This window comes from Streptomyces sp. NPDC028298, from assembly GCF_055565895.1.
In genome coordinates, this window is the sequence record NZ_JBVHTL010000010.1 from 186,369 (window position 1) to 210,496 (window position 24,128).

Here is a 24,128-nt window from a genome sequence, read left to right on the forward strand (position 1 = left end):
CCGCTGGTCAGACGGCTCGTTCCGGGCCTAGGATGACGCGCTCCGGCCCTCTTCGCGGTCACCTCTTCCGGGACCGCCCGACCCCGCGCCGTCGCCCGTCCCCCCACCGACCGGCGCAGCGACGATGGACTCCCAGACCTCACAGCCGTCCCAGGCCTCCCCGTCACCTCATACGTTCCAGGTCGACCTGCGCGGTCTGGTCGACCTCCTCTCCCATCACCTCTACTCCAGCCCCAAGGTCTATCTGCGCGAGCTGCTGCAGAACGCCGTCGACGCGATCACCGCGCGGCGTGCCGAGGATCCGGACGCCCCGGCCACGGTGCGGCTGTACGCCGAGGACGGAACCCTGCGGGTGGAGGACTCCGGCGTCGGGCTCACCGAGTCCGACGTGCACAGTCTGCTGGCGACCATCGGCCGCAGCTCCAAGCGGAACGACGGTCTGGAGTCGGCGCGTTCGGACTTCCTCGGGCAGTTCGGCATCGGGCTGCTGGCGTGTTTCGTCGTAGCCGAGCGGATCCGGGTGGTCAGCCGCAGCGCCCGTACGCCCGAGGCGGCGCCGGTCGAGTGGACGGCGGCCGACGACGGCTCGTACACGGTGCGGACCCTGCCGCAGGAGGCGCGCACCGAGCCGGGCACCACCGTGCACCTGGTGGCGCGGGCCGGGGCCGGCGAGTGGCTGAGCCCGGAGCGGGTCCGGTCGCTGGCGCGCGACTTCGGGGCACTGCTGCCGTACGACGTACGGGTCGGCGACGAGGCGATCGCGGACCTGCCCGCGCCCTGGGACCGGCGCCACCCGAGCCCCTCCGCCCGGCGGGTCGCCCTGGCCCGGCACTGCCGGGAGCTGTTCGGGTTCACTCCGCTGGACTCGATCGACCTGGACGTCCCGCTCGCCGGGATCCGCGGTGTGGCCTATGTGCTGCCGACGGCGGTCAGTCCCGCCCAGCGCGCGAGCCACCGCGTGCACCTGAAGGGCATGCTGCTCACCGAACGGGCCGAACAGCTCCTGCCGGACTGGGCGTTCTTCGTGCGCTGCGTCCTCGACACGGACAGCCTGCGGCCCACCGCGTCGCGCGAGTCGCTGTACGAGGACGAGACCCTCGCCGCCGTACGGGAGGCGCTGGGCGAGCGCATCCGGTCCTGGCTGACCGGACTCGCGGCGGGTGAACCGGAACGGCTGGCCGCCTTCCTGTCCGTGCACCACCTGGGAGTGAAGTCGCTGGCGCGGCACGACACCGGGATGCTGCGCACGATGCTGCCGTGGCTGCCCTTCGAGACGACCGACGGACGGCTGTCCCTGGAGGAGTTCGCGCAGCGGCACCCGGTGGTGCACTTCACGCGGACCGTGGAGGAGTACCGGCAGGTCGCGCCGATCGCCTCCGCGCAGGGGGTCGGGGTCGTCAACGGCGGCTACACGTACGACAGCGAGCTGATCGAGGCACTGCCCGCCGTCCGTCCGGGTACGGCCGTCTCGGAGCTGGACGCGGACACCGTCACGGCCCACCTGGACACGGTCGACCCGGCCGAGGAGCTGGCGCTGGCCGGCTTCCTCGCCGCCGCGCGGGCCCGGCTCGACCCGCTGAACTGCGACGTCGTGCTGCGCGCCTTCCACCCGCTGTCGGTGCCCGCCCTGCACCTGGACGACCGGGCGGCCCGTCACGAACAGGCCCGGGCGGAGGCGGAGGAGCAGGCCGACGACCTGTGGGCGGGCATCCTCGGCTCGCTGCGCGGCAGCGCGCCGCGCGCGCGTCTGGTCCTCAACCATCTCAACCCGCTGATCCGCAGGATCAGTTCGCTCGGTGATCCGGACCTCGTCGGAACGGCCACGGAGTCCCTGTACGGACAGGCCCTGCTGATGGCCCAGCGCCCGCTGCGGCCCGCGGACTCGGCGCTCCTGAACCGCGCCTTCATCGGCCTCCTGGAATGGGCCACCCACACCGACCCCGGAAAGGACGACCGCCGATGACCCCGGCCATGGACTTCGACACGCTGCGCCGGGCGATGGCGGACAACTACGAGCAGCCCGAGGGGCCCGGCCGCAACGCGCGCGCGGAACAACTGCTCGTGGAGGCCGAGGGGCTGGACATCCCGCTCGCCGTGATCGAGGCGCTCGGACACCAGCTCAAGGTCTACAACTACAGCTCCGAGAAGGACAAGATGTTCGTCCCCTTCGCGCGCCTGCTGCGCATGTGGGACGAACACCCCGAGGACTTCGACGAGTTCGAGATCCACTCCCTGCACTGGGTCTTCAAGTGGATGTCGGCGGGCATGCTCGACCAGCCGCACGTTCCGCTCGCCTCCATAGAGAAGTGGCTCGGCGAGATGGAGCGGCGCTACCGTCTCGCCGGTCACTCCGAACGGGCCGTGCGCAGCGCCGAGTTCAGTGTCGCCGCCCATCTGGGCGATCTGGGGCGCGCCGACCGGGCGTACGGCGCCTGGCTGGCGGCGGACCGCGACTCGATGGCCGACTGCCACGCGTGCGAACTGCACGGGCAGGGCTGGTGGCGCGCGGTGCGCGACGCGGACCTGGAGGCGCTGGAGCTGTGGGCGCCGGTGCTCCAGGGCGAGTACACCTGCGCCCACGAGCCGCACACCGTCCTCGCGTCCTCCCTGCTGCCGCTGCTGCGCCTGGGACGCGTCGAGGAGGCGCGCGCCCATCATCTGCGGGGCTTCCGGCTGGTGCGGGCCATGGAGAGCATGCGCGGCGCGTACGCGGACCATGTGGAGTTCTGCGCTCTGACCGGCAACGAGGCGCGCGCCCTGGAACTGCTCGCGGAACGACCGGCCTATTTCACGGACTCCGGGGATCCGCGCAGCAAACTGGACTTCATGGCGGTCGTGGCGCTCACGATGGACCGGCTGACCGCGCTCGGGCTCGGCGGGCAGCCGGTTCCAGGGCCCGCGGGGCGGGCGTGGACGGCCGCGGAACTCGCCGTGCACGCGCGCGGGGAGGCGCTCGTGCTGGCCGCGCGGTTCGACGACCGCAACGGCACGTCGTACGTCGGGGAGCGGACCCGCGCCCGCATGGACCAGCCGGTGCTCGTCGGCCGGCTGCCGCTGGGCGTCCGGTCCGCGGCGCCGGCACGCGCGGGTGCGCGTCCGCAGGTGCCCGTGCCCTCGGCCGCGGCCTCGGCCTCGGCCTCGGCCTCGGGGCGGACGGTGGCGGAGGCCGCCGCCCGACCGGGCCCGGACACGCTGGAAGCCCTGCTCGCCGAGGCCCGGCGGCTCTCGGCGCTGCGGAACCCGGACGCGGTCGAGGCGTGGGCGGCGGTCTCGCGCGCCGCCGAGGGCCACGAGCTGGAGGTCCGCGACCGCGCGGAGATCGCCGATCACGCGGCGATGGGTCTCGGGCCGGAGGGCGCCGCGCTCTTCCAGCGGGCCGCCGCTCTGTACGCCGAGGCGGGCGACCCCGGTGAGGCGCTGGCGGCCCGTTCCCGCGCCGCGTACGTCCAGGCGCTGTCGGGCGGGTCCGCGCAGTCGCTGGAGGTCGTCACGGAGCTGCGCGCGCGGGCGCTCGCCCTGTTCGCGGAGGGCGGGACACAGGTCTCGCAGACGGCGTCCGTGCTGGTGAGCCGGGCCCGGACGCTGATGCGGCGGGTGGACGAGCTGGAGTCCGACGCGGTGAACGGGCACCCCCTGCCCGCCACCGGCGGCGAGACCGACACCGACACCGACTGGTACTCCGAGGCCGATGTGATGGTCGCCGCGGAGGAGGCCGCGCGGGAGCTGCTGGACCTCGCGGAGCCGCACGCCGGGGACGACGTGGGCCTCGCGTCGCGGGCCGCCGAGGCGTACGCGATGCTCGGAGAGCTCGCCGCCCGCGCCGACGACGCCGAAGGGGCCGCCGGATTCCTCCGGCGCGCCGTCGACGGGTACGTGGCGGCGGGGCTGCCGTGGTTCGCCGTCGAGTACGACTCCCGGCTCGCCGGGATCGCGACGCATCTCGGCGACCTGGAGGCGGCGGAACGGGCGACGCTCGACGCGCTGGACCACGGAGGGTCCCATCTGGAGCCGATGGGCCATGCCCAGCTCCATCTCCGGCTCGCCGAGACACTCGCGGCCACCGGGCGCTTCGGCCCGGCCTCGGAGCACGCCCTGGAGGCCGCGCACTGGGCCGACGAGGCGGGCGAGGCGGCCACGTTCGGGGCCTGGGCGCGTCACCACCTGGGTGATTTCCTGCTGCGGCTCGGCCGGTGGGCGGAGGCCGCCGAGATCCTGGAGTCGGCGCTGCCGGACCTGACCGCCGAGATGCACGGCGAGGGCGCGATCGTGCAGACGCGCTGGTGGCTCGGCGACTGTCTCACCGAGCTCGGCGAACACCGCGAGGCCGCCGGACACTGGCTGCGGGCCGCCGACATCGCCCGGCACTGGCCCGAGCAGCGTGACCACGCGATGCTCGCGAACCTGGCGGCCGAGGCCCTCACGCACGCGGGGCTGGGCGCGCAGGCCGATCAGGCGTACGTCCGTGCGTGCGACCTGTGGCGCGAGCTGGGCGACGTGGACGGGCTCGTCCGCACGCTCCGGGCCCGCGCGTGGGGCGCGGCCCGGCGGGACGGCGGGCTCGGCGAGGCGCGGGAGCTGATGGCACTGGCGATCCGGGAGTGCGAGTCTGCCGCGCGGGCGGGAGCGGGTGCCGGTGGCGATGCCGGAGCCGGAGCCGAAACCGGAACCGGAACCGGAGCCGGAGCCGGAGAGGGTGCCGGTGGCTGTGGCGGAGCCGGTGGCGATGCCGGTGGCGCGGACGGCGGAGCGGACGCGGGGCTTCGTGGCCTCGCCGAACTCGGGCACACCCACCGTCAGTTCGGCGACCTGTTGGCCCGTTCCGTGGCGGAGGACGCGGAAGAGGCCGTCGTGCGGGAGGTGTTCGAGGAGGCACTCGGGCACATGGTCCGGGCGGTCGGCGTGTTCGGCTCCCTCGGCGACCTCTCGCTCGGTGCCCGCACGGGCGCCGAACTGGCGGCCGGCTGGCTGGAGGCCGACCTGGGTCGGCACGAGGCCGCCTCGGCCCGCGCCCGCACGGTCCTCGCCGCGTGCGCCCGGCTGGACGGGGAGCTCGCCCGGTCCCGGCGGGCGGAGGCCGAGAAGATGGTCACGCTGATGGAGAACGCGGGCTCGGACGGGTCCTAGGGCCGGTCCGGCCGTTCCCGTCGTCGCCGGAACGCCGGACTCTATGGACCGGCGCCGGCGGGATGCGGGTGGTCGGCGGCGCGGATCGTCTCGGCCGCGCGGCGCAGTTCGTCGAGGACCGTGCGTACGGCCTTGCGGGCCGCGCGCTCGGGACGGTGGAGCACGTCGATGCGGCGTACGGCGTGGACCCCGGTCAGGGGTCTGAGGACCAGCGCGGGATGCGGGCGGGTGGTCCAGCGGGGCATCAGGGCGATACCGCCTCCGGCGGCGACGGTCTCCGCGACCACCGCGAACTCGTTGATGCGGTGGACGATGTCGAGCCGCCGGTTCGCGGCGGTCGCGACGGCGTCGACGGTGGCCATCAGCGGGAACCCGTCGTGCACGGTGATCCAGGGCAGCGCCGCGACGTCGTGCGGCGTCAGGCTCGCCTCGCGGGCCAGCGGGTGGCCGGCCGGCAGCGCGACGTCGAGAGGTTCGCTCAGCAGCGTGGTCGCGGTGACGGTGCGCGGCCAGGGCGGCGTGTGCGCGAGATGGTGGGCGACCACGAGGTCGTAGTCCCGGGTCAGCCGGGGGAAGTGGTCCTGCGCCACGTCCTCGTCGGCGAGCGCGAGCCTCGGCGCCGTCGCGGCCCGGTCGCGCAGCAGGACCGGGAAGAACGTGGCGGCCGCGCTGTGGAAGGCGGCGATGGACACGTCTCCGGCCGGCTCGTCCACGAACTCGTCCACGCAGTGCCGTGCCCTGGCCAGGGCGCTCTCCACCTCGATCGCGGCACCGGCGAGCACCCGTCCGGCGTCGGTGAGCACCAGCCGCCGGCCTTCGCGTTCGGTGAGCGGGACCGGAATAGCGCGTTGCAGCAGGCGCAGGTGCTGCGAGATCGCCGAGGGGGTCATCAGCAGCGCCTCCGCCACGGCGGTGACACTTCCCAGCTCGCCCAGTTCACGCAGGATCCGCAACTGCCGCTCGTTCACCCGTTCATTGTAGTGATGCTTAAAAGACCTTGAAGAACTTCGCTCTGGGCTTCAGGGTCGGAGTGGGGGAGCGTGTGGGCGTGTCCCGAGTCCGCAGCACCGACGCGGTGCTTCTCCTTGTCGCCGTCGTCTGGGGTTCCAGTTATCTGGCCGCCAAGTCCGCCACGTCGGCTCTCCCCGTCCTGCTCGTCCTGTTCGCGCGGTACGGCATCTCGGCCGTGGCCTGTGTCGCGCTCCTCGGCGTCCGCTGCCGGACACGGCGCTGCACCCGCGACGAACTGCGGGTCGGGGCGGTGCTGGGGGTCACCCAGGCGGCCGTCCTGGTCCTGGAGACGTACGGGGTCGCCCACACCAGCGCCGCCAACGCGGGCCTGCTGATCAGCCTCACGATCGTGCTCACCCCGCTGCTGGACCGTACGTCGGGCGGGCCGGGGCTGCCGCCCCGCTATTTCGCCGCGACCGGCCTGTGTCTGCTCGCCGTCGTCCTTCTCGTGTCCGGCAGCGGCTTCCACTCGCCCGGCGGCGGCGACCTGCTGATCCTCGCCGCCGCGCTGGTCCGCGCGGCCCATGTGGCCCTGGTGGGACGGCTCACCGCCCGTCACCCGGTGCGGCCGTTGCAGGTCACGGCCGTGCAGACGCTCGTCGGCGCCGTCCTGTTCGCGGTGCCCGTCGCGGGCACCCTGACGACGCTCGGCGGGGTCGACGCGGGCGGCTGGGCGCGGCTCTTCTATCTCGCCCTGTTCTGCGGCCTGTTCGCCTTCCTCGCGCAGACCTGGGCGGTGCAGCGCAGCTCCGCCAGCCGGGTCAGCCTGCTGCTGGGCACCGAGCCGGTCTGGGCCGTCGCGGTCGGTGTCGTCCTGGGCGGCGAACACCTGACGGCCCTCACCGCTCTGGGCGCCCTGCTCATGGTCGCCGGGACCTACTGGGGGCAGGCGGTCGAACGCGCCCACCGGTCGGCCGTGACCCCGGAGGTCCTCCGGCCGGCCGAGGTGCCCGCGAGCGCCTGACCGCCGGCGCCGAGGGCCGCTACTCGACCCCGATCAGCAACAGCGCGCCCTGGCGTCCGCCCCGGTACACCACGGTGTCCACCGCGAGGTAGGACTCCCGAACCCGTGCCTCCAGGTGCGCGGCGATGCTCTCGGGGGCGTCGTCGCCGAGGACGAGGGTGACCATCTCGCCGCCCGCGGCGAGCATGCGGTCGAGGACGGTCTCCGCCGTGGCGGTCACGTCGGCGCCGATGACGGCGACGTCACCGTCGATGAGGCCGAGGACGTCCCCGGCCTGGCAGATGCCGGCCATCGTCCAGGACTGCCGCTCGGCGACGGCGACTTCGGCGTAGCGGGTGGCGCCCGCGGCGGACGTCATGGCGACGACGTCCTCGTCGAAGCGGCGCTCCGCCTCGTGCACGGCCAGCGCGGCGATGCCCTGCACGGCCGAGCGGGTCGGGATCAGCGCGACCCGGACGCCCTCGGCGCGGGCCTGTTCGGCGGCCGCCGCCGCTGTGTGCCGCAGGTCCGCGTCGTTGGGCAGCAGCACCACCTCGCGCGCGTGGGCCCGGCGTACGGCCGCCACGAGTTCCCCGCTGGCGGGCGGCTCCCCCGGACGCGCGAGCACGGTGGTCGCCCCGGCCTCCGTGTACAGCCCGGCGAGGCCCTCGCCGGGCACGACGGCCACGACGGCTCGCTGTGTCCGCTCCCGGGGCGGTCGTCCCGCCCCCGCGGTGTGGGCGTCGCCGAGCCCGAAGTGGGTGATCCGGATGCGGTGCGGACGCCCCGCCTCGACGCCCGCCTCGACGGCCGCGCCCGCGTCGTCCACGTGCACATGGACGTTCCACAGGCCGTCGCCGCCGACCACGACGAGGGAGTCGCCGAGGCCGTCGAGCCGGTCCCGCAGACGGTCCACGGCGGCGTCCTGCGCCTCCAGGAGGTAGATCACCTCGAAGGCGGGATGACCGCTCTCCGCTCCCCCGTCCCCGCAGGCGGGTGCCGCGTCGGCGCCCTGGCCGTCCGGCCCTCGCGTCGCGGTCCCGGGAGCGGCGTCCGGTGTCCCGGCGGAGCCGGGCAGGTCCGTGGTGCCGGGGACGCGCGTGACACCGGGGGCGGTCCCCTCTCCGGGCCCGTACGGGGCGGCGGAGGCCGTGAACGGCCGCGGCGCCTCTCCCGTGAACGTCTGCACAAGTGCGGCGAGCACCGCCACCAGTCCCCGCCCGCCCGCGTCGACCACACCGGCGTGCTCCAGGACGGCGAGCTGTCCGGTGGTGGCGGAGAGCGCGGTGCCGGCGCCCGCGTAGGCCGCGAGCGCGACGGCGCCGCAGTCCCCCTCGGTGCCGGAGGCGGCGTCGGCGGCGGCCGAGGCGACACTGAGGACCGTGCCCTCGACGGGGTGTGCGACGGCCCCGCGGGCGGAGTCGGCCGCGTTGCGCAGGGCCAGGCACAGGCCCCGGCCGTCGGTGTGAGCGGTCTCACCGTCGGCCGCGAGCACCTGGGCCATGCCCCGCAGGAGCTGCGCGAGGATGGTCCCGGAGTTGCCCCGGGCCCCGATCAGGGCCCCGTGGGCCATGGCCCTGATGGCGTCGGCGAGGGAGACCTCACGATCTCCGTCGGCGAGGGAGCCCTCACGGTCTTCACCGGCCCCGGCCCCCGCGGCCCCTGACCTCTCCCCGGTCCCGGTCCCCGCCGCGGCCACGGGCCCCCGCGCCGTCCCGGGCGCCGGTGCGGCCACCGCCTCGTGGGCCGCGAACACCGCCTCGACCGCCGCCGCGGCCGACTCCAGGGTCAGATACAGGTTCGTCCCGGTGTCCCCGTCGGCGACCGGGTAGACATTGATCGCGTCGATCTCCTCGCGCGCGCGGCCGAGGGCCTCCAGCGCGAGCCCGCACCAGGTGCGCACCGCGAGAGCATCGAATGTCTGCGGCACCTGCGGCACCTGGCCTCCTTGAGCTGCTGGACGTGGGAGGCAGCGTAGTCCCAGAAGGGGTTACTGCCGGTAGAGGGCCCCGGCCCCCGCGGGTGGGCCGTCAACCGGCAGGTCATGGTAGTTTCGTTCTCCGGACGCAGTCGTTGTATGCTGCTCCAGTTGCCCGATCCGATCGGGCCATCCCCCTGGCAGCGCCCCTCAGATCCTAGATCTTGATCCTCGGCATGCCGGGATCAACCGTAAGTGCATCTGAAGTCTTTGGAGTGACCCGTGGCTGCCAACTGCGACGTCTGCGGCAAGGGGCCGGGCTTCGGCAACAACATCTCGCACTCGCACCGCCGTACACCGCGTCGCTGGAACCCCAACATCCAGCGCGTCCGTACCGTGGTGGGCGGGACGCCGAAGCGCGTGAACGCTTGCACCTCGTGCATCAAGGCCGGCAAGGTCACGCGCTGACAACCGCTAGCGCGCGGCCACTGCTGGTTCGCTTGCACTGAACCCGTCCACCTCACGGTGGGCGGGTTTTTTGCTGCCCTCGTGCCATGGGTGGCGCCCCCGGCGTCCGAGGTGTGCACCCCGGACGCCGGAAGCCTCAGGACTCGATGTCCCCGAAGTGGTCCCAGCCGCCCTTGCTCGTCCAGGGAGCGCCGTCCACGGTCACCCGCGGCAGGGCCGACGGGTTGAGCACCTCGCCGATCACCTTCCAGCGCGCGGGCAGCTTCACGTCCGGCGGGAAGGTGGCGACGATCGCGTGGTCCTCGCCACCGGTGAGCACCCACTGGATGGGGTCGACGCCGACGGCCTGGCCGATGTCGTTCATCTGCGAGGGGATGTCGATGTCGCCGGAGCGGATGTCGATGCGCACCTTGCTGGCCTCGGCGATGTGCCCGAGGTCGGCGATCAGGCCGTCGCTGACGTCCGTCATCGAGGTCGCGCCGAGCCCGGCGGCGGCCGGACCGGCGTGGTACGGCGGTTCGGGCCGGCGGTGGGCCTCGACGAACGCGCGCGGCGAACGGAAGCCCCGGGAGAGCACCGCGAACCCGGCCGCGGACCAGCCCAGCCAGCCCGTCACGGCGACGACGTCACCGGGCTGCGCGCCGGCCCGGGTGACCGGCTCGTGGTTGCGCAGATCGCCGAGCGCCGTGATGGCGACGGTGATGGTCTCGCCCCGTACGACATCCCCGCCGACCACGGCCGCGCCCGCGACCTGGCACTCGTCGCGCAGCCCGTCCATCAGCTCCGAGGGCCAGGTGGCCGGGAGTTCGGCGGGCACGACCAGGCCGAGCAGCAGCGCGGTCGGCACGGCGCCCATCGCGGCGATGTCCGCGAGGTTCTGCGCGGCGGCCTTGCGGCCGACGTCGTACGCCGTGGACCAGTCGCGGCGGAAGTGACGTCCTTCGAGGAGGATGTCGGTGCTCGCCACGACCCTGCGGTCCGGCGCTGCCACCACCGCGGCGTCGTCGCCGGGGCCGACCCGGACCGCCGGGGTGGTGGTGAGGCGCGAGGTGAGCTCTCGGATGAGCCCGAACTCCCCCAACTCGCCCACGGTGCCCTTCATGATCGTCGTGCTCCCTCTGTCGCTGCTCGTGCCCGGTCGCGAGCCGTCTGAGTACTCGGTACGGTCGAGTTGACCGTCAACTTGCGCAGTCCCTCCACCCCGGCGCGCGAGCCCCAGTCACCGCGGGTCTCCCCGCGGCGCGCGGCAACGCGATACCGTGGCGTTCCTTTTCCCCACATGATCCTCGTGGCCGCCCTGGAGGTTCCGTGGTACAGGCGTACATCCTGATCCAGACGGAGGTCGGCAAAGCGTCGACCGTCGCCGAGACGATCAGCAAGATCCCGGGGGTGATCCAGGCCGAGGACGTGACCGGACCGTACGACGTGATCGTGCGGGCCCAGGCCGACACCGTGGACGAACTCGGTCGCATGGTGGTGGCCAAGGTCCAGCAGGTGGACGGCATCACCCGCACCCTGACCTGTCCGGTCGTGCACCTGTAGCCCCCGTCTACCCTTGGCCGGTGAACTTCTTCCGTCACCGGCACGCCGCTTCCCCCGGGCTGCCCGTTCTCGCGGCGCTGATCGCGATCGCGGGCTGCTCCTCAGCAGACGACAGCGCGTCCGTCGCGGTTCCGAGTCCGGACACTAAGGTCACCGGGCTGTGCCAGAACCTGGACAAGGCGCTGCCGCGGACCGTGGACGGCCGTCACCGTGAGGACCCTGAGCCCCGGTCCGCGCTGACCGCGGGCTGGGGAAGCCCGGCGATCATACTGCGCTGCGGTGTCGAGCGGCCGCCGAAGATGACCGACCCCAAGGTCGCGGCGGGCGACGACCCGAAGGCCGTGGCCGGAGGAGTGAACGGCGTCGACTGGCTGATGGAGCAGCAGGACGACGGGACGACCCGTCTCACCACCGCTTCGCGTCTGGCCTACGTCCAGGTCACCGTGCCGAAGGGCGCCGACGCCTCCGGTGTGCTCGTCGACCTGGCCCCCTCCGTCAAGAAGGCGATCCCCGAAGGGATCGCCGACTGACGTCCTGGTCCCGCGGGCCGCTCAGCGCAGCCCGGTGGACCGCCGCAGTGCCGCCTGGATCAGACGGTCGACGAGCTCCGCGTAGCCGACGCCCGTCTCCCGCCACATCCGCGGGTACATGGAGATCGGCGTGAAGCCCGGCATGGTGTTGATCTCGTTGATGACGAACTCGCCGTCCTCGGTGAGGAAGAAGTCCGCGCGGACCAGACCCTCGCAGGAGGCCGCCTCGAAGGCCTCGACGGCCAGCCGGCGGACCTCGGCGGTCTGCTCCTCGGTGAGCGGCGCCGGCACGATCCCGTCGGCGGCGTCGATGTACTTGGCCTCGAAGTCGTAGAACGCGTGCGACTGCACGGGCGGGATCTCGGCGGGGACCGAGGCGCGCGGCCCGTCCTCGAACTCCAGGACCCCGCACTCGATCTCGCGGCCGCGCAGCAGCGCCTCGACGATGATCTTCGGGTCGTGGCGCTGGGCCTCCGCGATGGCGTCGTCGAGGCCCGCGAGGTCGTCGACCTTCGTGATGCCGAACGACGAACCCGCGCGCGCGGGCTTCACGAAGAGCGGCCAGCCGTGCTCGCCCGCGAAGTCGACGATCTTCTTGCGGGCGGCGGACTCGTCCTGCTGCCACTCGCGCGGCCGGATCACCACGTACGGGCCCACCTTCAGCCCGAACGAGGTGAACACCCGCTTCATGTAGTCCTTGTCCTGGCCGACGGCCGAGGCGAGGACGCCCGAGCCGACGTAGGGGACGCCGGACAGCTCCAGGAGGCCCTGGAGGGTGCCGTCCTCGCCGTACGGGCCGTGCAGCATCGGGAAGACGACGTCGACCTCGCCGAGCGCCTTGGGGACCGACCCGGGCTCGTTGTAGACGACTTCGCGGTTGGCCGGGTCGACGGGGAGCACCACGCCGCCCTCACCGGACTCGGCGAGCTGCTCGACGCTCGGCTGCTTGCGGTCGACGATCGCCATGCGTTCCGGCTCGTCCGCGGTGAGCGCCCAACGGCCGTCCTGGGTGATGCCGATCGGCAGTACGTCGTATTTCGTACGGTCGATGGCGCTCAGGACGGCGCCGGCGGTGACCACGGAGATCCCGTGTTCGGAGCTGCGGCCGCCGAAGACGACGGCCACGCGCGGCTTGCGCGTCGGCCGCTCAGGGCTCTGGGGGAGGTTCTCGGTGCTCATATCGCGTTGAGAGTACCCGGTGGTACGGCGGTGAGTCAGCGCCCCACGGCGGCTGTTGCTCAGCGTCGTACCCACCGTCGCGGAGCGTCGCCCACCTGGCGGTTCGCCGGGTGGCTCAGCGGCGTTCGGACTTCGCGCTGCGCCCCATCAGCTCCTTGAGGGCGACCACCGGCGGCTTGCCCTCGTGGACGATGCTGACGACCGTCTCGGTGATCGGCATGTCGACGCCGTGCCGGCGCGCCAGATCCAGCACCGACTCACAGGACTTGACTCCCTCGGCGGTCTGCCGGGTGACCGCGATGGTCTCCTGGAGGGTCATGCCCCGGCCGAGGTTGATGCCGAAGGTGTGGTTGCGGGACAGCGGCGAGGAGCAGGTCGCGGCGAGGTCGCCGAGGCCCGCGAGGCCGGAGAACGTCATCGGCTCCGCGCCCATGACGAGTCCGAGCCGGGTGGTCTCGGCCAGGCCGCGGGTGATCAGCGAGCCCTTGGCGTTGTCGCCCAGGCCCATGCCGTCCGCGATGCCGACGGCGAGGCCGATCACGTTCTTGACGGCTCCGCCGAGTTCACAGCCCACCACGTCGGTGTTGGTGTAGGGGCGGAAGTACGGCGTGTGGCAGGCGGTCTGGATGCGCCGGGCCACCGCCTCGTCGCGGCAGGCGACGACCGCCGCCGCGGGCATCCGCTGGGCGATCTCCTTGGCGAGGTTGGGTCCGGTGACCACGGCCACGCGGTCCGCGGAGACCTTGGCGACCTCCTCGATGACCTCGCTCATCCGCTTCACGGTGCCGAGTTCGACGCCCTTCATGAGCGAGACGAGCACGGTGTCGGGGGCGAGCAGCGGCACCCAGTCCGCGAGGTTGCCGCGCAGGGTCTGGGAGGGCACCGCGAGGACGGTGAAGTCGGCGTCGCGGGCGGCCTCGGCCGGGTCGGCGGTGGCCCGCAGGTTCTCCGGGAGTTCGATCCCCGGGAGGTAGTCCGGGTTCATCCGCGTGGAGTTGACCGCGTCGGCGAGTCCGGGACGGCGTGCCCACAGGGTGACGTCGCACCCCGCGTCGGCGAGCACCATGCCGAAGGCCGTACCCCACGATCCGGTCCCGAAGACGGCCGCCCTGACCGGCTTGCTCACGTGCCCTGCCCTTCTTCCTGCTGTGCCTTCGACTTGGCCGCGGCCTTGCGGCGCTGCGCGATGCGCACCTCGCGCGGGTCGTACACGTTCTCGGGCGCCTTCTCGCCGCGGATCAGCTCGAGCTGCGCGGTGATGGCGGCCATGATGACCTCGGTGACCTCCTTGAGGAGGTCCGGGTTCATCTCCCGGTCGTAGAAGCGCGAGAGGTCCACCGGCGGGCCCGCGAGCACGTGGTGGGTCTTGCGCGGGAGGATGTCGGGCTTCTTGGCGTACGGGGGCAGCAGTTCGTTGGCGCCCCACTGGGCCACCGGGATGACCGGGCACCTGGTCTGCAGGGCGACGCGCGCCGCACCGGTCTTGCCGGTCATCGGCCAGCCGTCGGGGTCACGGGTGAGCGTGCCCTCGGGGTAGAACGCGACGCACTCACCGCGTTCCACGGCGTCGATCGCGGCCCGGAAGGCGCTCAGGGCGTCGGTGCTCTCGCGGTAGACGGGAATCTGTCCGGTGCCGCGCATCGCGGCGCCGACGAATCCCTTCTTGAAAAGTCCGGCCTTCGCCAGGAACCGGGGAACACGTCCGGTGTTGTACTGGTAGTGCGCATACGCGAACGGGTCCACGTGGGAATTGTGGTTCACCGCGGTGATAAATCCGCCCTCGGCCGGAATGTTCTCCATCCCACGCCAGTCCCGCTTGATCAGAACCACGAGCGGCGGTTTGCAGAGAACCGCTGCGAAGCGGTACCAGAAGCCGATTCTGCGGCGGGGCACGCGGACACCTTCCTCTAGAGCCTGGGGGGCCGCACAAGTGTCGCTCCAGGCCGCCTGTCTGTCGAGAACACCGTACGCCCCGACACCCGGACCGCCAGGGTGACCAGGTCACAATAAGGCGTGACCGGAGAGGGTGGAGTGTTCGTGCGGTGGACCTTGGTCGTACCCCTCAAACCCCTGGCGCGTGCCAAGAGCAGGCTTGCGGACACCGCTTCCGACGTACTGCGCCCGGGCCTCGCGCTCGCGTTCGCGCAGGACACGGTGGCGGCGGCGCTGGCCTGCGCGGCGGTGCGGGATGTGGCGGTCGTCACGGGTGACGCGGTGGCCGGCAGGGAGCTGGCCGCGCTCGGCGCGCGGATCGTCGCGGACGAGCCGGGCGGGGGTCTCAACGCGGCGCTGGCGCACGGCGCGGGTGTCGTACGGGCCCGGGATCCCGAAAGCGCCCTCGCCGCCCTGAACGCCGATCTGCCCGCTCTGCGGCCTTCGGAATTGGCCCGGGTCCTGGCCGCCGCGAGTGAATTCCCGCGCGCTTTTCTGGCCGATGCTGCTGCAATCGGCACCACGCTCCTGGCCGCGTCCCCGGGCCGGGAATTGCTCCCTGCTTTCGGTGGTGATTCCCGGGCCCGCCATCGCGCCTCGGGGGCGGCGGAACTCCGTCTCGACGCGGTGGATTCCGTACGGCGGGACGTGGACACCCGGGAGGATCTGCGGGCGGCGCTGACGCTCGGGGTGGGACCGCGCACGGCGGCCGCGGCGGCGCGGCTGCTCATTCCCGGGCAGTGAGGGACACCGGGCGGCCGGTCCGCGCGCGGCGCCCCCGGCGGCGGGATCAGTAGGCTGCCCCCATGCAGGCGACCTCGTACACGTACGACCCCGAGACCCGCAGCGGACAGGTGCTGCTCGACGACGGCACCCCGGTGCCCTTCGACGGTCCGGCGTTCGACGCCGGCGGGCTGCGGCTGCTGCGGCCGGGACAGCGGGTGCGGATCGAGACCGAGGGCGCGGGCGCGGAGCTCCGGATCACCCTGATCACGCTGCAGACGTTCTGAGCCCTCGCGGCGCGGGCGTCGCGGACCCCCGCGGCGCGGCCGTCGCGGACACGCCGCGGGCCGGGCTCCCTCGGGGAGCCCGGCCCGGCGCGTGAGGTGCCCTGTACCCGTCTCTAGCGGGCGGTGGCCTTCTTGGCGGTGGTCTTGCGGGCGGTCGACTTCTTGGCGGGGGCCTTCTTGGCCGTGGCCTTCTTCGCCGGAGCCTTCTTGGCGGCGGTCTTCTTGGCCGCGGTCGTCTTCGCCGTGGTCTTCTTGGCGGCGGTCGTCTTCGCCGTCGTCTTCTTCGCCGTGGTCTTCTTCGCGGCGGCCGTGGTCTTCTTCGCCGTGGTCTTCTTCGCCACGGCCTTGCTCGCCGCCGCCTTCTTGGCGGTGGTGGCCTTCTTGGCCGCGGCCTTCTTCACCGTCGCGGAAGCGCCGCCGGAGAGGCTGCCCTTCGGGGCCTTCTTGACCGCCACGTCGTTCTTCGGGAGCTTCTTCGAGCCGCTCACCAGGTCCTTGAAGCCCTGGCCGGCACGGAACCGCGGCACGGACGTCTTCTTGACCCGAACACGCTCACCCGTCTGAGGGTTGCGGGCGTAACGGGCGGGACGGTCGACCTTCTCGAAGGAACCGAAGCCCGTGACCGAGACCCGGTCTCCGCCGACAACCGCACGGACGATGGCGTCCAGTACCGCGTCGACCGCGTCGGCGGCCTGCTGACGCCCGCCGACCTTGTCGGCAATCGCTTCTACGAGCTGCGCCTTGTTCACGTCTTCCCCTTCGGAGACATTGCCCGAACGAATGCGTTCAAGCTTTTTCGCACGTTAGGCAGATATATACCGCAAATCAAACACGAAACGGGCTAATCACCCTTGTGCCGCAACGAACTCGGGCCGCAGCGCAGTTCGTCAGTGATCCCCTTCGAGGAATCGACCCTCGTCAAGGTCGCTGGTGAACCGCTCCAGCCGCCTTGCCGCGTCGGCGAGATCGTGTTTGGCCGCGGCCGTAATGACCAGCAGCTTCCGGGTCAGCGCCATCCGTACGCCCTCCGGGACTTGCAGTGCGCGCACTGTTGTGTGCGCTTCCTTGAGTTGGGCCGCGACCGCCATGTAGAGCTCGAGTTGGCCGTCACGTTCCATGCACAGATTGTGCCATCTGGGGCGAGTTGTCGCCTGCGCAGGGGGTAACTGCCGCCCCCCGGCAGCCTCCTGACCCCCTTGGCCGGAAGTCGCCCAGGTAGCCGCCTACCCAGACAACCCGCCTTGTAACTAAGGGAGTTGACCGCCCTCGTGGGGGCCCGCGGGAGCCGTCCGGAGGCGGAAACGGCTGTACCCCCAACCGTCCACGATTGGGGGTACAGAGGGGTGTTGCGTGGCTGAAATGAGTCGGGCCGGGCCGTGGCCCGGCCCGGGGGTCAGACCTGGAGCGTCTTCGGCTTGTGCGAGGGCCGCTTGGCCTCGTACGCCGCGATGTCGCCCTCGTTCTGGAGGGTGATGGAGATGTCGTCCAGCCCGTTCAGCAGCCGCCAGCGGGCGTTCTCGTCGAGCTCGAAGGCGGCGGTGACGCCCTCGGCGCGCACCTCGCGGGCCTCCAGGTCGACCGTGATCTCCGCCTGCGGGTCCCGCTCGGACAGCTCCTGCAGGGCGTCCACGATCTTCTGGTCCAGAACCACCGTGAGCAGGCCGTTCTTGAGCGAGTTGCCGCGGAAGATGTCGGCGAACCGGGAGGAGATGACGGCCTTGAAGCCGTAGTTCTGCAGCGCCCAGACGGCGTGCTCGCGGGAGGAGCCCGTACCGAAGTCGGGGCCCGCGACCAGAACCGTGGCGCCCTGGCGCTCCGGCTGGTTGAGGACGAAGGAGGCGTCCTTGCGCCAGGCCTCGAAGAGACCGTCCTCGAAGCCGTCCCGGGTCACCTTCTTGAGCCAGTGCGCGGGGATGATCTGGTCGGTGTCGACGTTGCTGCGGCGCAGCGGGACGGCCCGGCCGGTGTGCTTGGTGAATGCTTCCATGACTCTCAGACTCCAGCGGGCACGGGGGCGTCGGACAGGTCGGCCGGGGAGGCCAGGTGGCCGAGGACCGCCGAGGCGGCGGCGACCTGCGGGGAGACCAGGTGCGTACGGCCGCCCTTGCCCTGCCTGCCCTCGAAGTTGCGGTTGGAGGTGGACGCGGAGCGCTCACCGGGGGCGAGCTGGTCGGGGTTCATGCCCAGACACATCGAGCAGCCCGCGTGCCGCCATTCGGCGCCGGCCTCCTTGAAGACCACGTCCAGACCCTCGGAGACGGCCTGGAGTCCGACCCGCGCGGAACCGGGGACGACCAGCATCCGTACGCCGTCGGCGACTTTGCGGCCCTCGACGATCGCGGCGGCCGCGCGCAGGTCCTCGATGCGGCCGTTGGTGCACGAACCTACGAAGACGGTGTCGACCTTGATGTCGCGCAGCGGCTGTCCGGCGGTCAACCCCATGTATTCCAGGGCCTTTTCGGCTGCCAGGCGCTCCGAAGCGTCTTCGTACGAAGCAGGGTCGGGGACGTTCGCCGAAAGCGGCGCTCCCTGGCCGGGGTTGGTGCCCCAGGTGACGAACGGCGACAGGGAGGCGGCGTCGATGACGACCTCCGTGTCGAATGCGGCGTCGTCGTCGGACTTCAGCGTCTTCCAGTACGCGACGGCGGCGTCCCAGTCCTCACCCTCGGGCGCGTGGGCGCGGCCCTTGAGGTAGGCGAAGGTCGTCTCGTCGGGGGCGATCATGCCCGCGCGGGCGCCGGCCTCGATCGACATGTTGCAGATGGTCATCCGGGCCTCCATCGAGAGCTTCTCGATGGCGGAGCCGCGGTATTCCAGGATGTAGCCCTGGCCGCCGCCCGTACCGATCTTGGCGATGATCGCCAGGATCAGGTCCTTCGCGGTGACGCCGTCGGGCAGCTCGCCCTCGACGGTGATGGCCATGGTCTTGGGCCGGGCCAGCGGCAGCGTCTGGGTGGCCAGCACGTGCTCCACCTGAGAGGTGCCGATGCCGAACGCCAGGGCGCCGAACGCGCCGTGCGTGGAGGTGTGCGAGTCGCCGCAGACCACCGTGGTGCCCGGCTGGGTCAGACCGAGCTGCGGCCCCACCACGTGCACCACGCCCTGCTCGACGTCGCCCAGGGAATGCAGCCGCACGCCGAACTCGGCGGCGTTCTTGCGCAGCGTCTCGAGCTGGACGCGCGAGACCGGGTCCGCGATGGGCTTGTCGATGTCGAGGGTCGGGGTGTTGTGATCCTCGGTCGCGATGGTGAGGTCGAGGCGCCGCACCGGACGGCCCGCCTGGCGCAGGCCGTCGAAGGCCTGCGGGCTGGTCACCTCGTGCAGCAGGTGCAGATCGATGAAGAGGAGGTCGGGCTCGCCCTCGGCGCGCCGGACGACGTGGTCGTCCCAGACCTTCTCCGCGAGTGTCCTACCCATCGCTTTCCCTCCGGCCGGCTCGTGTGGCGCCGGCCCAACTAGAGATTTCCGGGGCGGTGGACGTCCGCACCCCTAGTGCCGGACGTCGTCCGCCGGACCCGTTGGTCCGCGGGCCGCTGTGCCTACCAGGGTGGCGCGTTTCACCGGAAATTGAACTTGCGTTTCACAGAGTGAGACGCGAGTATCGTTTCATGGACAACAGTAGCGGCGTCGGCGTTCTGGACAAGGCAGCCCTTGTCCTGAGCGCTCTGGAGTCCGGTCCGGCCACCCTCGCAGGCTTGGTCGCGGCGACCGGACTGGCACGACCCACGGCACATCGCCTCGCCGTGGCACTTGAACACCACCGCATGGTGGCGCGCGACATGCAGGGCCGTTTCATCCTCGGGCCCCGGCTCGCCGAGCTGGCCGCGGCCGCCGGCGAGGACCGTCTCCTCGCGACGGCGGGCCCGGTGCTCACCCACCTCCGGGACATCACGGGCGAGAGCGCGCAGCTCTACCGCCGCCAGGGCGACATGCGCATCTGCGTCGCCGCGGCCGAGCGGCTGTCCGGTCTGCGGGACACGGTGCCGGTGGGCTCCACCCTCACCATGAAGGCCGGTTCCTCCGCCCAGATCCTGATGGCCTGGGAGGAGCCGGAGCGGCTGCACCGCGGCCTCCAGGGCGCCCGCTTCACCGCCACCGCGCTGTCGGGGGTACGGCGCCGGGGCTGGGCCCAGTCGATCGGCGAGCGCGAGCCGGGCGTGGCGTCCGTCTCCGCGCCGGTCCGCGGCCCCTCGAACCGCGTCGTGGCCGCCGTCTCGGTCTCCGGGCCGATCGAGCGCCTGACCCGGCACCCGGGCCGCATGCACGCCCAGGCCGTCATCGACGCCGCCGGACGCCTCTCCGAGGCCCTGCGCCGCACGGGCTGACCTCCGCTCCGCTCCCGCGTGCGACGGGAGGGCCGGCCTCAACGCCGCGGCAGGCTCTCCCCGATGCACACCGTCCCGTACACGGGGTGTACCGGCCCTCGGGCCCGGTGCACCCCGTGACTCGTCTCCGGGGTGATCCAACTCATGGCGAGATGGCACGAGTTGATCGCCGAACGCCGAAAGGGCCCCCACCGAAGTGGAGACCCTTGCGGACCGTGTACCCCCGACCGGATTCGAACCGGCGCTACCGCCTTGAGAGGGCGGCGTGCTAGGCCGCTACACAACGGGGGCCTGAATCCTGCGTTTCCGCAGATTCGGAGCTGGGCTACCAGGACTCGAACCTAGAATGACGGTACCAGAAACCGTAGTGTTGCCAATTACACCATAGCCCATGGTGGTTTAGACCATTGGTCGAGACCAGTTGGTCAGTACCCCCGACCGGATTCGAACCGGCGCTACCGCCTTGAGAGGGCGGCGTGCTAGGCCGCTACACAACGGGGGCCCTAGCGATCCTGCATGAGGGGCAGCGGGTGCGACCCGAACTGCCTCCCTGGGAAGGATCTGTACCCCCGACCGGATTCGAACCGGCGCTACTGCCGTGAGAGGGCAGCGTGCTAGGCCGCTACACAACGGGGGCTTTGCGGATCTGGATCTCCGCGGTGCAGATGAGCTCTGCGAGCTGGCCTACCTGGACTCGAACCAAGACTAACGGAACCAGAAACCGTCGTGCTGCCAATTACACCATAGGCCACTGAAACTCAACCCCGCGTGGGGATCTTGTTTTAGCGAGCGCCTCCGAGCTCCGGCCTTTCGGCCCGCTCCCGGCGGCGCAGAAAGAACATTACCCGAAGGTGGACGGCGCTCCAAAACGGGTATCGGCGGCGAGGATCGCGGGCAACTCGGCGAGCGATCCGATCCGATGCGGACCCCTTCGTCCGGCGGTGCCGGCGGCACCGGCGCCGCCGCGGTCGATCCACACCGAGAGCAGACCGGCGTCGGCGGCGCCGCGTCCGTCGATCTCCGGATGGTCCCCGACGTAGGCGACGCGGCCGGGCGGCAGCCCGAGGGCGTCGCAGGCCGCGTGGAAGGCGGCCGCCGCGGGTTTGGAGACGCCGAGCTCGGCGGCGCACAGGATGGCCTCGAAGCGGTCGTGCACACCGAGGACGCGCAGCTTGCGGTCCTGCACGAGGAGGCTGGAGTTGGACAGCACCGCGTGCCGGTGGCCGGAGGCGAGCGCGTCGAGGGCGGGCAGGACGTCGGGGAACAGCGCCCAGGCGCCCTCGTAGTGCGTGATGTACCGGTCGAACCACGCGTCGGCCTCGGTGTCGCTCAGCGACTCCCCCAGGAACACCCGGACGCGGTCCCGCCGCTGGCCCTGCCAGTCCGTCTCACCGGCCGCGTACCTCGCCCACTGGGCGTCGGTGATCTCCCGCCAGCGCGTGAGGGCCTGTTCGACGCTCGTACCGCCGTCGAGCAGTCCCTCGGCCGCGAGATGGTCCCGCATGCCCGCCCTGTCAGCGCTCGTGTAGTCGAAGAGCGTGTCGTCGATGTCCCAGACCACGGCGTCGATGCCCATGGCCCGACGGTATCGCCGGGGACGGGCGGCTGTCCCGCGGGCGGCGGTCATCCGCGACGGCGAGGACCGGAACCCCCGCCGTGACGACCACCACGTGGCACCGGTCCGTGTGACGACGGCCACCCGGCGGCGGTTCACGCGACGACCGCGCCCGGCCTGCGGGTCCGCGTGACGACCATCACCGGGCGCCGGCCCGATGACGACCGCCTTGGCGCCGGTCCGGACATGCGTGAGGGGCGGCACCCGGACCGGGTGCCGCCCCTCTTCCGCCCTCTGCCTGTCAGGGCTAGGCGGCCAGCTTCGCCAGGGCCGCGTCGACGCGTGCCAGCGTCTTCTCCTTGCCCAGGATCTCCAGGGACTCGAAGAGCGGCAGGCCGACCGTGCGGCCGGTGACGGCGACACGGACCGGGGCCTGGGCCTTGCCGAGCTTCAGGCCGTGCTCCTCACCGGCGGCCAGGACGGCCTCCTTGAGGGACTCCGGAGAGGTCCAGTCGGCCGCCTCCAGCTTCTCGCGGGCCGTACGGAGCAGGGCGTCGCTGCCCTCCTTCATGGCCTTCGTCCAGGACGCCTCGTCGACGGCCGGCTCCGGCAGGAACAGGAAGTCGACGTTGTCCGTGATCTCGGAGAGCACCTTCATCCGCGACTGGGCGTGCGGGGCGATCGCCTGCCACTTCGCCTCGTCGAAGTCCTCCGGCGCCCAGGGGGCGAACGGGGCGCGCAGCCACGGGGCGCAGCGCTCGGTGAAGTCCTTCACGTCGAGCATGCGGATGTGGTCGGCGTTGATCGCCTCGCACTTCTTCAGGTCGAAGCGGGCCGGGTTCGGGTTCACGTCGGTGACGTCGAACGCGGCGACCATCTCGTCGATGGAGAAGATGTCGCGGTCGGCGGCGAGCGACCAGCCGAGCAGCGAGAGGTAGTTCAGCAGGCCCTCGGGGAGGAAGCCGCGCTCGCGGTAGAGGTTGAGCGAGGACTCCGGGTCGCGCTTGGAGAGCTTCTTGTTGCCCTCGCCCATCACGTACGGGAGGTGGCCGAAGGCCGGGGTCTCCTTGGCGATGCCCAGCTCGGTCAGCGCCTTGTAGAGGGCGATCTGCCGGGGGGTGGAGGAGAGCAGGTCCTCGCCGCGCAGGACGTGGGTGATCTCCATCAGGGCGTCGTCGACGGGGTTGACGAGCGTGTACAGCGGCGCGCCGTTGGCGCGGACGATGCCGTAGTCCGGCACGTTCTCCGGGAGGTACGTGATCTCGCCGCGGACCAGGTCCTCGAAGGTGATCGCCTCGTCGGGCATCCGGAAGCGGACGATGGGCTTGCGGCCCTCGGCCTCGTAGGCGGCCTTCTGCTCGGCGGACAGGTCGCGGCAGTGGCCGTCGTAGCCGGAGGGCTTGCCGGCGGCGCGGGCGGCGTCGCGGCGGGTGTCCAGCTCCTCGGTGGAGCAGTAGCAGTGGTACGCGTGGCCCGCGTCCAGGAGCTTGGCGGCGACGTCCGCGTACAGGTCCATGCGCTGCGACTGGCGGTACGGCGCGTGCGGGCCGCCGATCTCGGGGCCCTCGTCCCAGTCGAAGCCCAGCCAGCGCATCGCGTCGAGGAGCTGCTCGTACGACTCCTCGGAGTCGCGGGCCGCGTCGGTGTCCTCGATGCGGAAGACCAGGGTGCCCTCGTTGTGCCGGGCGAACGCCCAGTTGAACAGGGCGGTGCGGACCAGCCCGACGTGGGGGTTGCCGGTCGGGGAGGGACAGAAACGTACACGGACGTTAGCCACGCTTGATCACCTTGTTGGTGAGAGTGCCGATGCCTTCGATGGTGACGGCGACCTCGTCGCCGACGTTCAGGGGGCCGACCCCAGCCGGGGTGCCGGTGAGGATCACGTCGCCGGGGAGCAGCGTCATGGCCTCGGTGATGTTGACGATCAGGTCCTCGATGGAGTGGATCATCTCGCTGGTGCGGCCGAGCTGGCGCTGCTGGCCGTTGACCGTGCACTGGATCGTCAGGTCGGCGGGGTCGAGGTCCGTCTCCACCCAGGGGCCGAGCGGGCAGGAGCTGTCGAAGCCCTTGGCGCGGGCCCACTGCTTCTCGCGCTTCTGCACGTCGCGGGCCGTGACGTCGTTGGCGCAGGTGTAGCCGAGGATGACGTCCTTCACGCGCTCGCGCGGGACCTCGCGGCACATGCGGCCGATGACGACGGCGAGCTCGGCCTCGTGGTGCAGCTCGCTGGAGAACGAGGGGTACTGGATCGGGTCGCCGGGGCCGATCACCGAGGTCGACGGCTTGAAGAAGGCGAACGGGGCCTCGGGCACCTCGTTGCCGAGCTCCTTGGCGTGCTCCGCGTAGTTGCGGCCGTAGGCCACGACCTTGTTCGGGAGCACCGGCGGCAGCAGCCGGACCTTGTTCAGCGGGACCTTCGTACCGGAGAGCTCGAAGTCCGCGAACGGGATGCCCTTGATGATGTCGAGGACGAGCTCGTCCGGCTTGTCGCCCTCGACCGCGCCGAAAGCGACGTTGCCGTCGATGGAGAATCTGGCGATGCGCACGGGATCCTTGCGCCCCTCACTGAGCTGGCTGGAGTCTGACGCTCC

22 protein-coding genes and 5 tRNA genes are annotated in these 24,128 nt (G+C 71.9%); 9 read left to right on the forward strand and 18 right to left on the reverse strand.

Annotated features, from left to right (window positions below; genetic code table 11):
* The first annotated feature begins 124 nt into the window (after window positions 1-124).
* Window positions 125-1,963 carry an HSP90 family protein gene (locus tag ACZ4TO_RS35530; protein ID WP_468026358.1) on the forward strand — a complete coding sequence of 613 codons (1,839 nt, stop codon included), beginning with the start codon at window positions 125-127 and terminating at the stop codon, window positions 1,961-1,963.
* Window positions 1,960-5,124, forward strand: coding sequence for a tetratricopeptide repeat protein (locus tag ACZ4TO_RS35535; protein ID WP_468026359.1), 3,165 nt, complete (start codon window positions 1,960-1,962; stop codon window positions 5,122-5,124). The genes ACZ4TO_RS35530 and ACZ4TO_RS35535 overlap by 4 nt, the downstream gene beginning before the upstream one ends.
* A gap of 41 nt (window positions 5,125-5,165) precedes the next feature.
* Here the strand turns inward: ACZ4TO_RS35535 and ACZ4TO_RS35540 are convergent, their stop codons facing one another.
* Entirely contained in the window at window positions 5,166-6,092 is a 927-nt protein-coding gene (locus ACZ4TO_RS35540) for a LysR family transcriptional regulator (protein WP_382790882.1), read from the reverse strand.
* 80 nt (window positions 6,093-6,172) lie between these two features.
* Between ACZ4TO_RS35540 and ACZ4TO_RS35545 the strand changes: the two genes are divergently transcribed.
* Window positions 6,173-7,099: a DMT family transporter gene (locus tag ACZ4TO_RS35545; protein WP_468026360.1), complete on the forward strand. Its 927-nt coding sequence runs from the start codon at window positions 6,173-6,175 to the stop codon at window positions 7,097-7,099.
* Window positions 7,100-7,118: 19 nt separating this feature from the next.
* Here the strand turns inward: ACZ4TO_RS35545 and ACZ4TO_RS35550 are convergent, their stop codons facing one another.
* Window positions 7,119-9,017 (reverse strand): DAK2 domain-containing protein, encoded by a 1,899-nt coding sequence (locus ACZ4TO_RS35550; protein ID WP_468026361.1) that lies wholly within the window; start codon window positions 9,015-9,017, stop codon window positions 7,119-7,121.
* 261 nt (window positions 9,018-9,278) lie between these two features.
* On the opposite strand from ACZ4TO_RS35550, the gene rpmB reads away from it, so the two are divergent.
* A complete protein-coding gene (gene rpmB / locus ACZ4TO_RS35555) occupies window positions 9,279-9,464 on the forward strand; it encodes a 50S ribosomal protein L28 (protein WP_037625034.1) in 186 nt (61 codons plus the stop codon).
* Between the two features lie 136 nt (window positions 9,465-9,600).
* Here rpmB and ACZ4TO_RS35560 read toward each other — a convergent pair whose 3' ends face one another.
* Window positions 9,601-10,566 (reverse strand): thiamine-phosphate kinase, encoded by a 966-nt coding sequence (locus ACZ4TO_RS35560; protein ID WP_382790889.1) that lies wholly within the window; start codon window positions 10,564-10,566, stop codon window positions 9,601-9,603.
* 206 nt (window positions 10,567-10,772) lie between these two features.
* Here ACZ4TO_RS35560 and ACZ4TO_RS35565 point away from each other — a divergent pair, with 206 nt between their 5' ends.
* Both ACZ4TO_RS35565 and ACZ4TO_RS35570 read left to right on the forward strand, forming a co-directional pair.
* Complete coding sequence (locus tag ACZ4TO_RS35565) at window positions 10,773-11,006, forward strand: Lrp/AsnC family transcriptional regulator (RefSeq protein ID WP_028802415.1); 234 nt, start codon at window positions 10,773-10,775, stop codon at window positions 11,004-11,006.
* A 20-nt stretch (window positions 11,007-11,026) separates the two neighbouring features.
* Window positions 11,027-11,536 carry a DUF3515 domain-containing protein gene (locus ACZ4TO_RS35570; protein WP_382790892.1) on the forward strand — a complete coding sequence of 170 codons (510 nt, stop codon included), beginning with the start codon at window positions 11,027-11,029 and terminating at the stop codon, window positions 11,534-11,536.
* Between the two features lie 21 nt (window positions 11,537-11,557).
* On the opposite strand, the gene ACZ4TO_RS35575 is transcribed toward ACZ4TO_RS35570, so the two are convergent.
* From ACZ4TO_RS35575 to ACZ4TO_RS35585, 3 genes are all read right to left on the reverse strand, one after another.
* A complete protein-coding gene (locus tag ACZ4TO_RS35575) occupies window positions 11,558-12,715 on the reverse strand; it encodes a D-alanine--D-alanine ligase family protein (RefSeq protein WP_382790896.1) in 1,158 nt (385 codons plus the stop codon).
* A 115-nt stretch (window positions 12,716-12,830) separates the two neighbouring features.
* Window positions 12,831-13,841, reverse strand: coding sequence for an NAD(P)H-dependent glycerol-3-phosphate dehydrogenase (locus ACZ4TO_RS35580; protein WP_468026362.1), 1,011 nt, complete (start codon window positions 13,839-13,841; stop codon window positions 12,831-12,833).
* Window positions 13,838-14,608 (reverse strand): lysophospholipid acyltransferase family protein, encoded by a 771-nt coding sequence (locus tag ACZ4TO_RS35585; RefSeq protein ID WP_382790902.1) that lies wholly within the window; start codon window positions 14,606-14,608, stop codon window positions 13,838-13,840. The genes ACZ4TO_RS35580 and ACZ4TO_RS35585 overlap by 4 nt, the downstream gene beginning before the upstream one ends.
* A 144-nt stretch (window positions 14,609-14,752) precedes the next feature.
* On the opposite strand from ACZ4TO_RS35585, the gene cofC reads away from it, so the two are divergent.
* Together cofC and ACZ4TO_RS35595 are read left to right on the forward strand one after the other, a co-directional pair.
* A complete protein-coding gene (gene cofC, locus ACZ4TO_RS35590; protein WP_468026363.1) occupies window positions 14,753-15,391 on the forward strand; it encodes a 2-phospho-L-lactate guanylyltransferase in 639 nt (212 codons plus the stop codon).
* A 62-nt stretch (window positions 15,392-15,453) separates the two neighbouring features.
* Window positions 15,454-15,657, forward strand: a complete 204-nt coding sequence (locus tag ACZ4TO_RS35595) for a hypothetical protein (protein WP_355766608.1) — start codon at window positions 15,454-15,456, stop codon at window positions 15,655-15,657.
* A 113-nt stretch (window positions 15,658-15,770) separates the two neighbouring features.
* Here ACZ4TO_RS35595 and ACZ4TO_RS35600 read toward each other — a convergent pair whose 3' ends face one another.
* The 4 genes from ACZ4TO_RS35600 to leuC all read right to left on the reverse strand — a co-directional run bounded on the left by ACZ4TO_RS35600 (window position 15,771) and on the right by leuC (window position 19,074).
* On the reverse strand, window positions 15,771-16,406 hold the full coding sequence (locus ACZ4TO_RS35600; protein WP_382790908.1) for an HU family DNA-binding protein: 636 nt from the start codon (window positions 16,404-16,406) through the stop codon (window positions 15,771-15,773).
* Between the two features lie 138 nt (window positions 16,407-16,544).
* Window positions 16,545-16,775: an SCO5555 family protein gene (locus ACZ4TO_RS35605; protein ID WP_355766602.1), complete on the reverse strand. Its 231-nt coding sequence runs from the start codon at window positions 16,773-16,775 to the stop codon at window positions 16,545-16,547.
* 275 nt (window positions 16,776-17,050) lie between these two features.
* On the reverse strand, window positions 17,051-17,644 hold the full coding sequence (leuD, locus tag ACZ4TO_RS35610) for a 3-isopropylmalate dehydratase small subunit (RefSeq protein WP_382790910.1): 594 nt from the start codon (window positions 17,642-17,644) through the stop codon (window positions 17,051-17,053).
* Between the two features lie 5 nt (window positions 17,645-17,649).
* Complete coding sequence (gene leuC / locus ACZ4TO_RS35615; protein ID WP_382790914.1) at window positions 17,650-19,074, reverse strand: 3-isopropylmalate dehydratase large subunit; 1,425 nt, start codon at window positions 19,072-19,074, stop codon at window positions 17,650-17,652.
* Window positions 19,075-19,265: 191 nt separating this feature from the next.
* Here leuC and ndgR point away from each other — a divergent pair, with 191 nt between their 5' ends.
* Window positions 19,266-19,982 (forward strand): IclR family transcriptional regulator NdgR, encoded by a 717-nt coding sequence (gene ndgR, locus ACZ4TO_RS35620; RefSeq protein WP_028806673.1) that lies wholly within the window; start codon window positions 19,266-19,268, stop codon window positions 19,980-19,982.
* Window positions 19,983-20,200: 218 nt separating this feature from the next.
* On the opposite strand, the gene ACZ4TO_RS35625 is transcribed toward ndgR, so the two are convergent.
* The 8 genes from ACZ4TO_RS35625 to ACZ4TO_RS35660 form a co-directional block, all read right to left on the reverse strand.
* Window positions 20,201-20,273: transfer RNA gene (locus tag ACZ4TO_RS35625), tRNA-Glu, on the reverse strand.
* 29 nt (window positions 20,274-20,302) lie between these two features.
* A tRNA-Gln gene (locus ACZ4TO_RS35630) sits at window positions 20,303-20,374 on the reverse strand.
* 37 nt (window positions 20,375-20,411) lie between these two features.
* Window positions 20,412-20,484: transfer RNA gene (locus ACZ4TO_RS35635), tRNA-Glu, on the reverse strand.
* Window positions 20,485-20,546: 62 nt separating this feature from the next.
* A tRNA-Glu gene (locus ACZ4TO_RS35640) sits at window positions 20,547-20,619 on the reverse strand.
* A 42-nt stretch (window positions 20,620-20,661) separates the two neighbouring features.
* A tRNA-Gln gene (locus ACZ4TO_RS35645) sits at window positions 20,662-20,733 on the reverse strand.
* Between the two features lie 90 nt (window positions 20,734-20,823).
* Window positions 20,824-21,558 carry an HAD family hydrolase gene (locus ACZ4TO_RS35650; protein ID WP_382790916.1) on the reverse strand — a complete coding sequence of 245 codons (735 nt, stop codon included), beginning with the start codon at window positions 21,556-21,558 and terminating at the stop codon, window positions 20,824-20,826.
* Between the two features lie 286 nt (window positions 21,559-21,844).
* Window positions 21,845-23,314 carry a glutamate--tRNA ligase gene (gene gltX / locus ACZ4TO_RS35655; RefSeq protein ID WP_385048430.1) on the reverse strand — a complete coding sequence of 490 codons (1,470 nt, stop codon included), beginning with the start codon at window positions 23,312-23,314 and terminating at the stop codon, window positions 21,845-21,847.
* Window positions 23,307-24,083 carry a fumarylacetoacetate hydrolase family protein gene (locus tag ACZ4TO_RS35660; RefSeq protein WP_382790922.1) on the reverse strand — a complete coding sequence of 259 codons (777 nt, stop codon included), beginning with the start codon at window positions 24,081-24,083 and terminating at the stop codon, window positions 23,307-23,309. Before ACZ4TO_RS35660 ends, gltX begins: the two co-directional genes overlap by 8 nt.
* Between the last annotated feature and the right edge of the window lie 45 nt (window positions 24,084-24,128).

What these genes read in the sequence shown, in the direction of transcription:
- ACZ4TO_RS35530 (WP_468026358.1), top strand. Translation starts at nt 125, where the DNA reads ATGGACTCCCAGACCTCACAGCCGTCCCAGGCCTCCCCGTCACCTCAT.
- ACZ4TO_RS35535 (WP_468026359.1), top strand. Translation starts at nt 1,960, where the DNA reads ATGACCCCGGCCATGGACTTCGACACGCTGCGCCGGGCGATGGCGGAC.
- ACZ4TO_RS35560 (WP_382790889.1), bottom strand. Translation starts at nt 10,566, where the DNA reads ATGAAGGGCACCGTGGGCGAGTTGGGGGAGTTCGGGCTCATCCGAGAG.
- ACZ4TO_RS35575 (WP_382790896.1), bottom strand. Translation starts at nt 12,715, where the DNA reads ATGAGCACCGAGAACCTCCCCCAGAGCCCTGAGCGGCCGACGCGCAAG.
- ACZ4TO_RS35595 (WP_355766608.1), top strand. Translation starts at nt 15,454, where the DNA reads ATGCAGGCGACCTCGTACACGTACGACCCCGAGACCCGCAGCGGACAG.
- ACZ4TO_RS35605 (WP_355766602.1), bottom strand. Translation starts at nt 16,775, where the DNA reads ATGGAACGTGACGGCCAACTCGAGCTCTACATGGCGGTCGCGGCCCAA.
- leuD (WP_382790910.1), bottom strand. Translation starts at nt 17,644, where the DNA reads ATGGAAGCATTCACCAAGCACACCGGCCGGGCCGTCCCGCTGCGCCGC.
- leuC (WP_382790914.1), bottom strand. Translation starts at nt 19,074, where the DNA reads ATGGGTAGGACACTCGCGGAGAAGGTCTGGGACGACCACGTCGTCCGG.
- ndgR (WP_028806673.1), top strand. Translation starts at nt 19,266, where the DNA reads ATGGACAACAGTAGCGGCGTCGGCGTTCTGGACAAGGCAGCCCTTGTC.
- ACZ4TO_RS35650 (WP_382790916.1), bottom strand. Translation starts at nt 21,558, where the DNA reads ATGGGCATCGACGCCGTGGTCTGGGACATCGACGACACGCTCTTCGAC.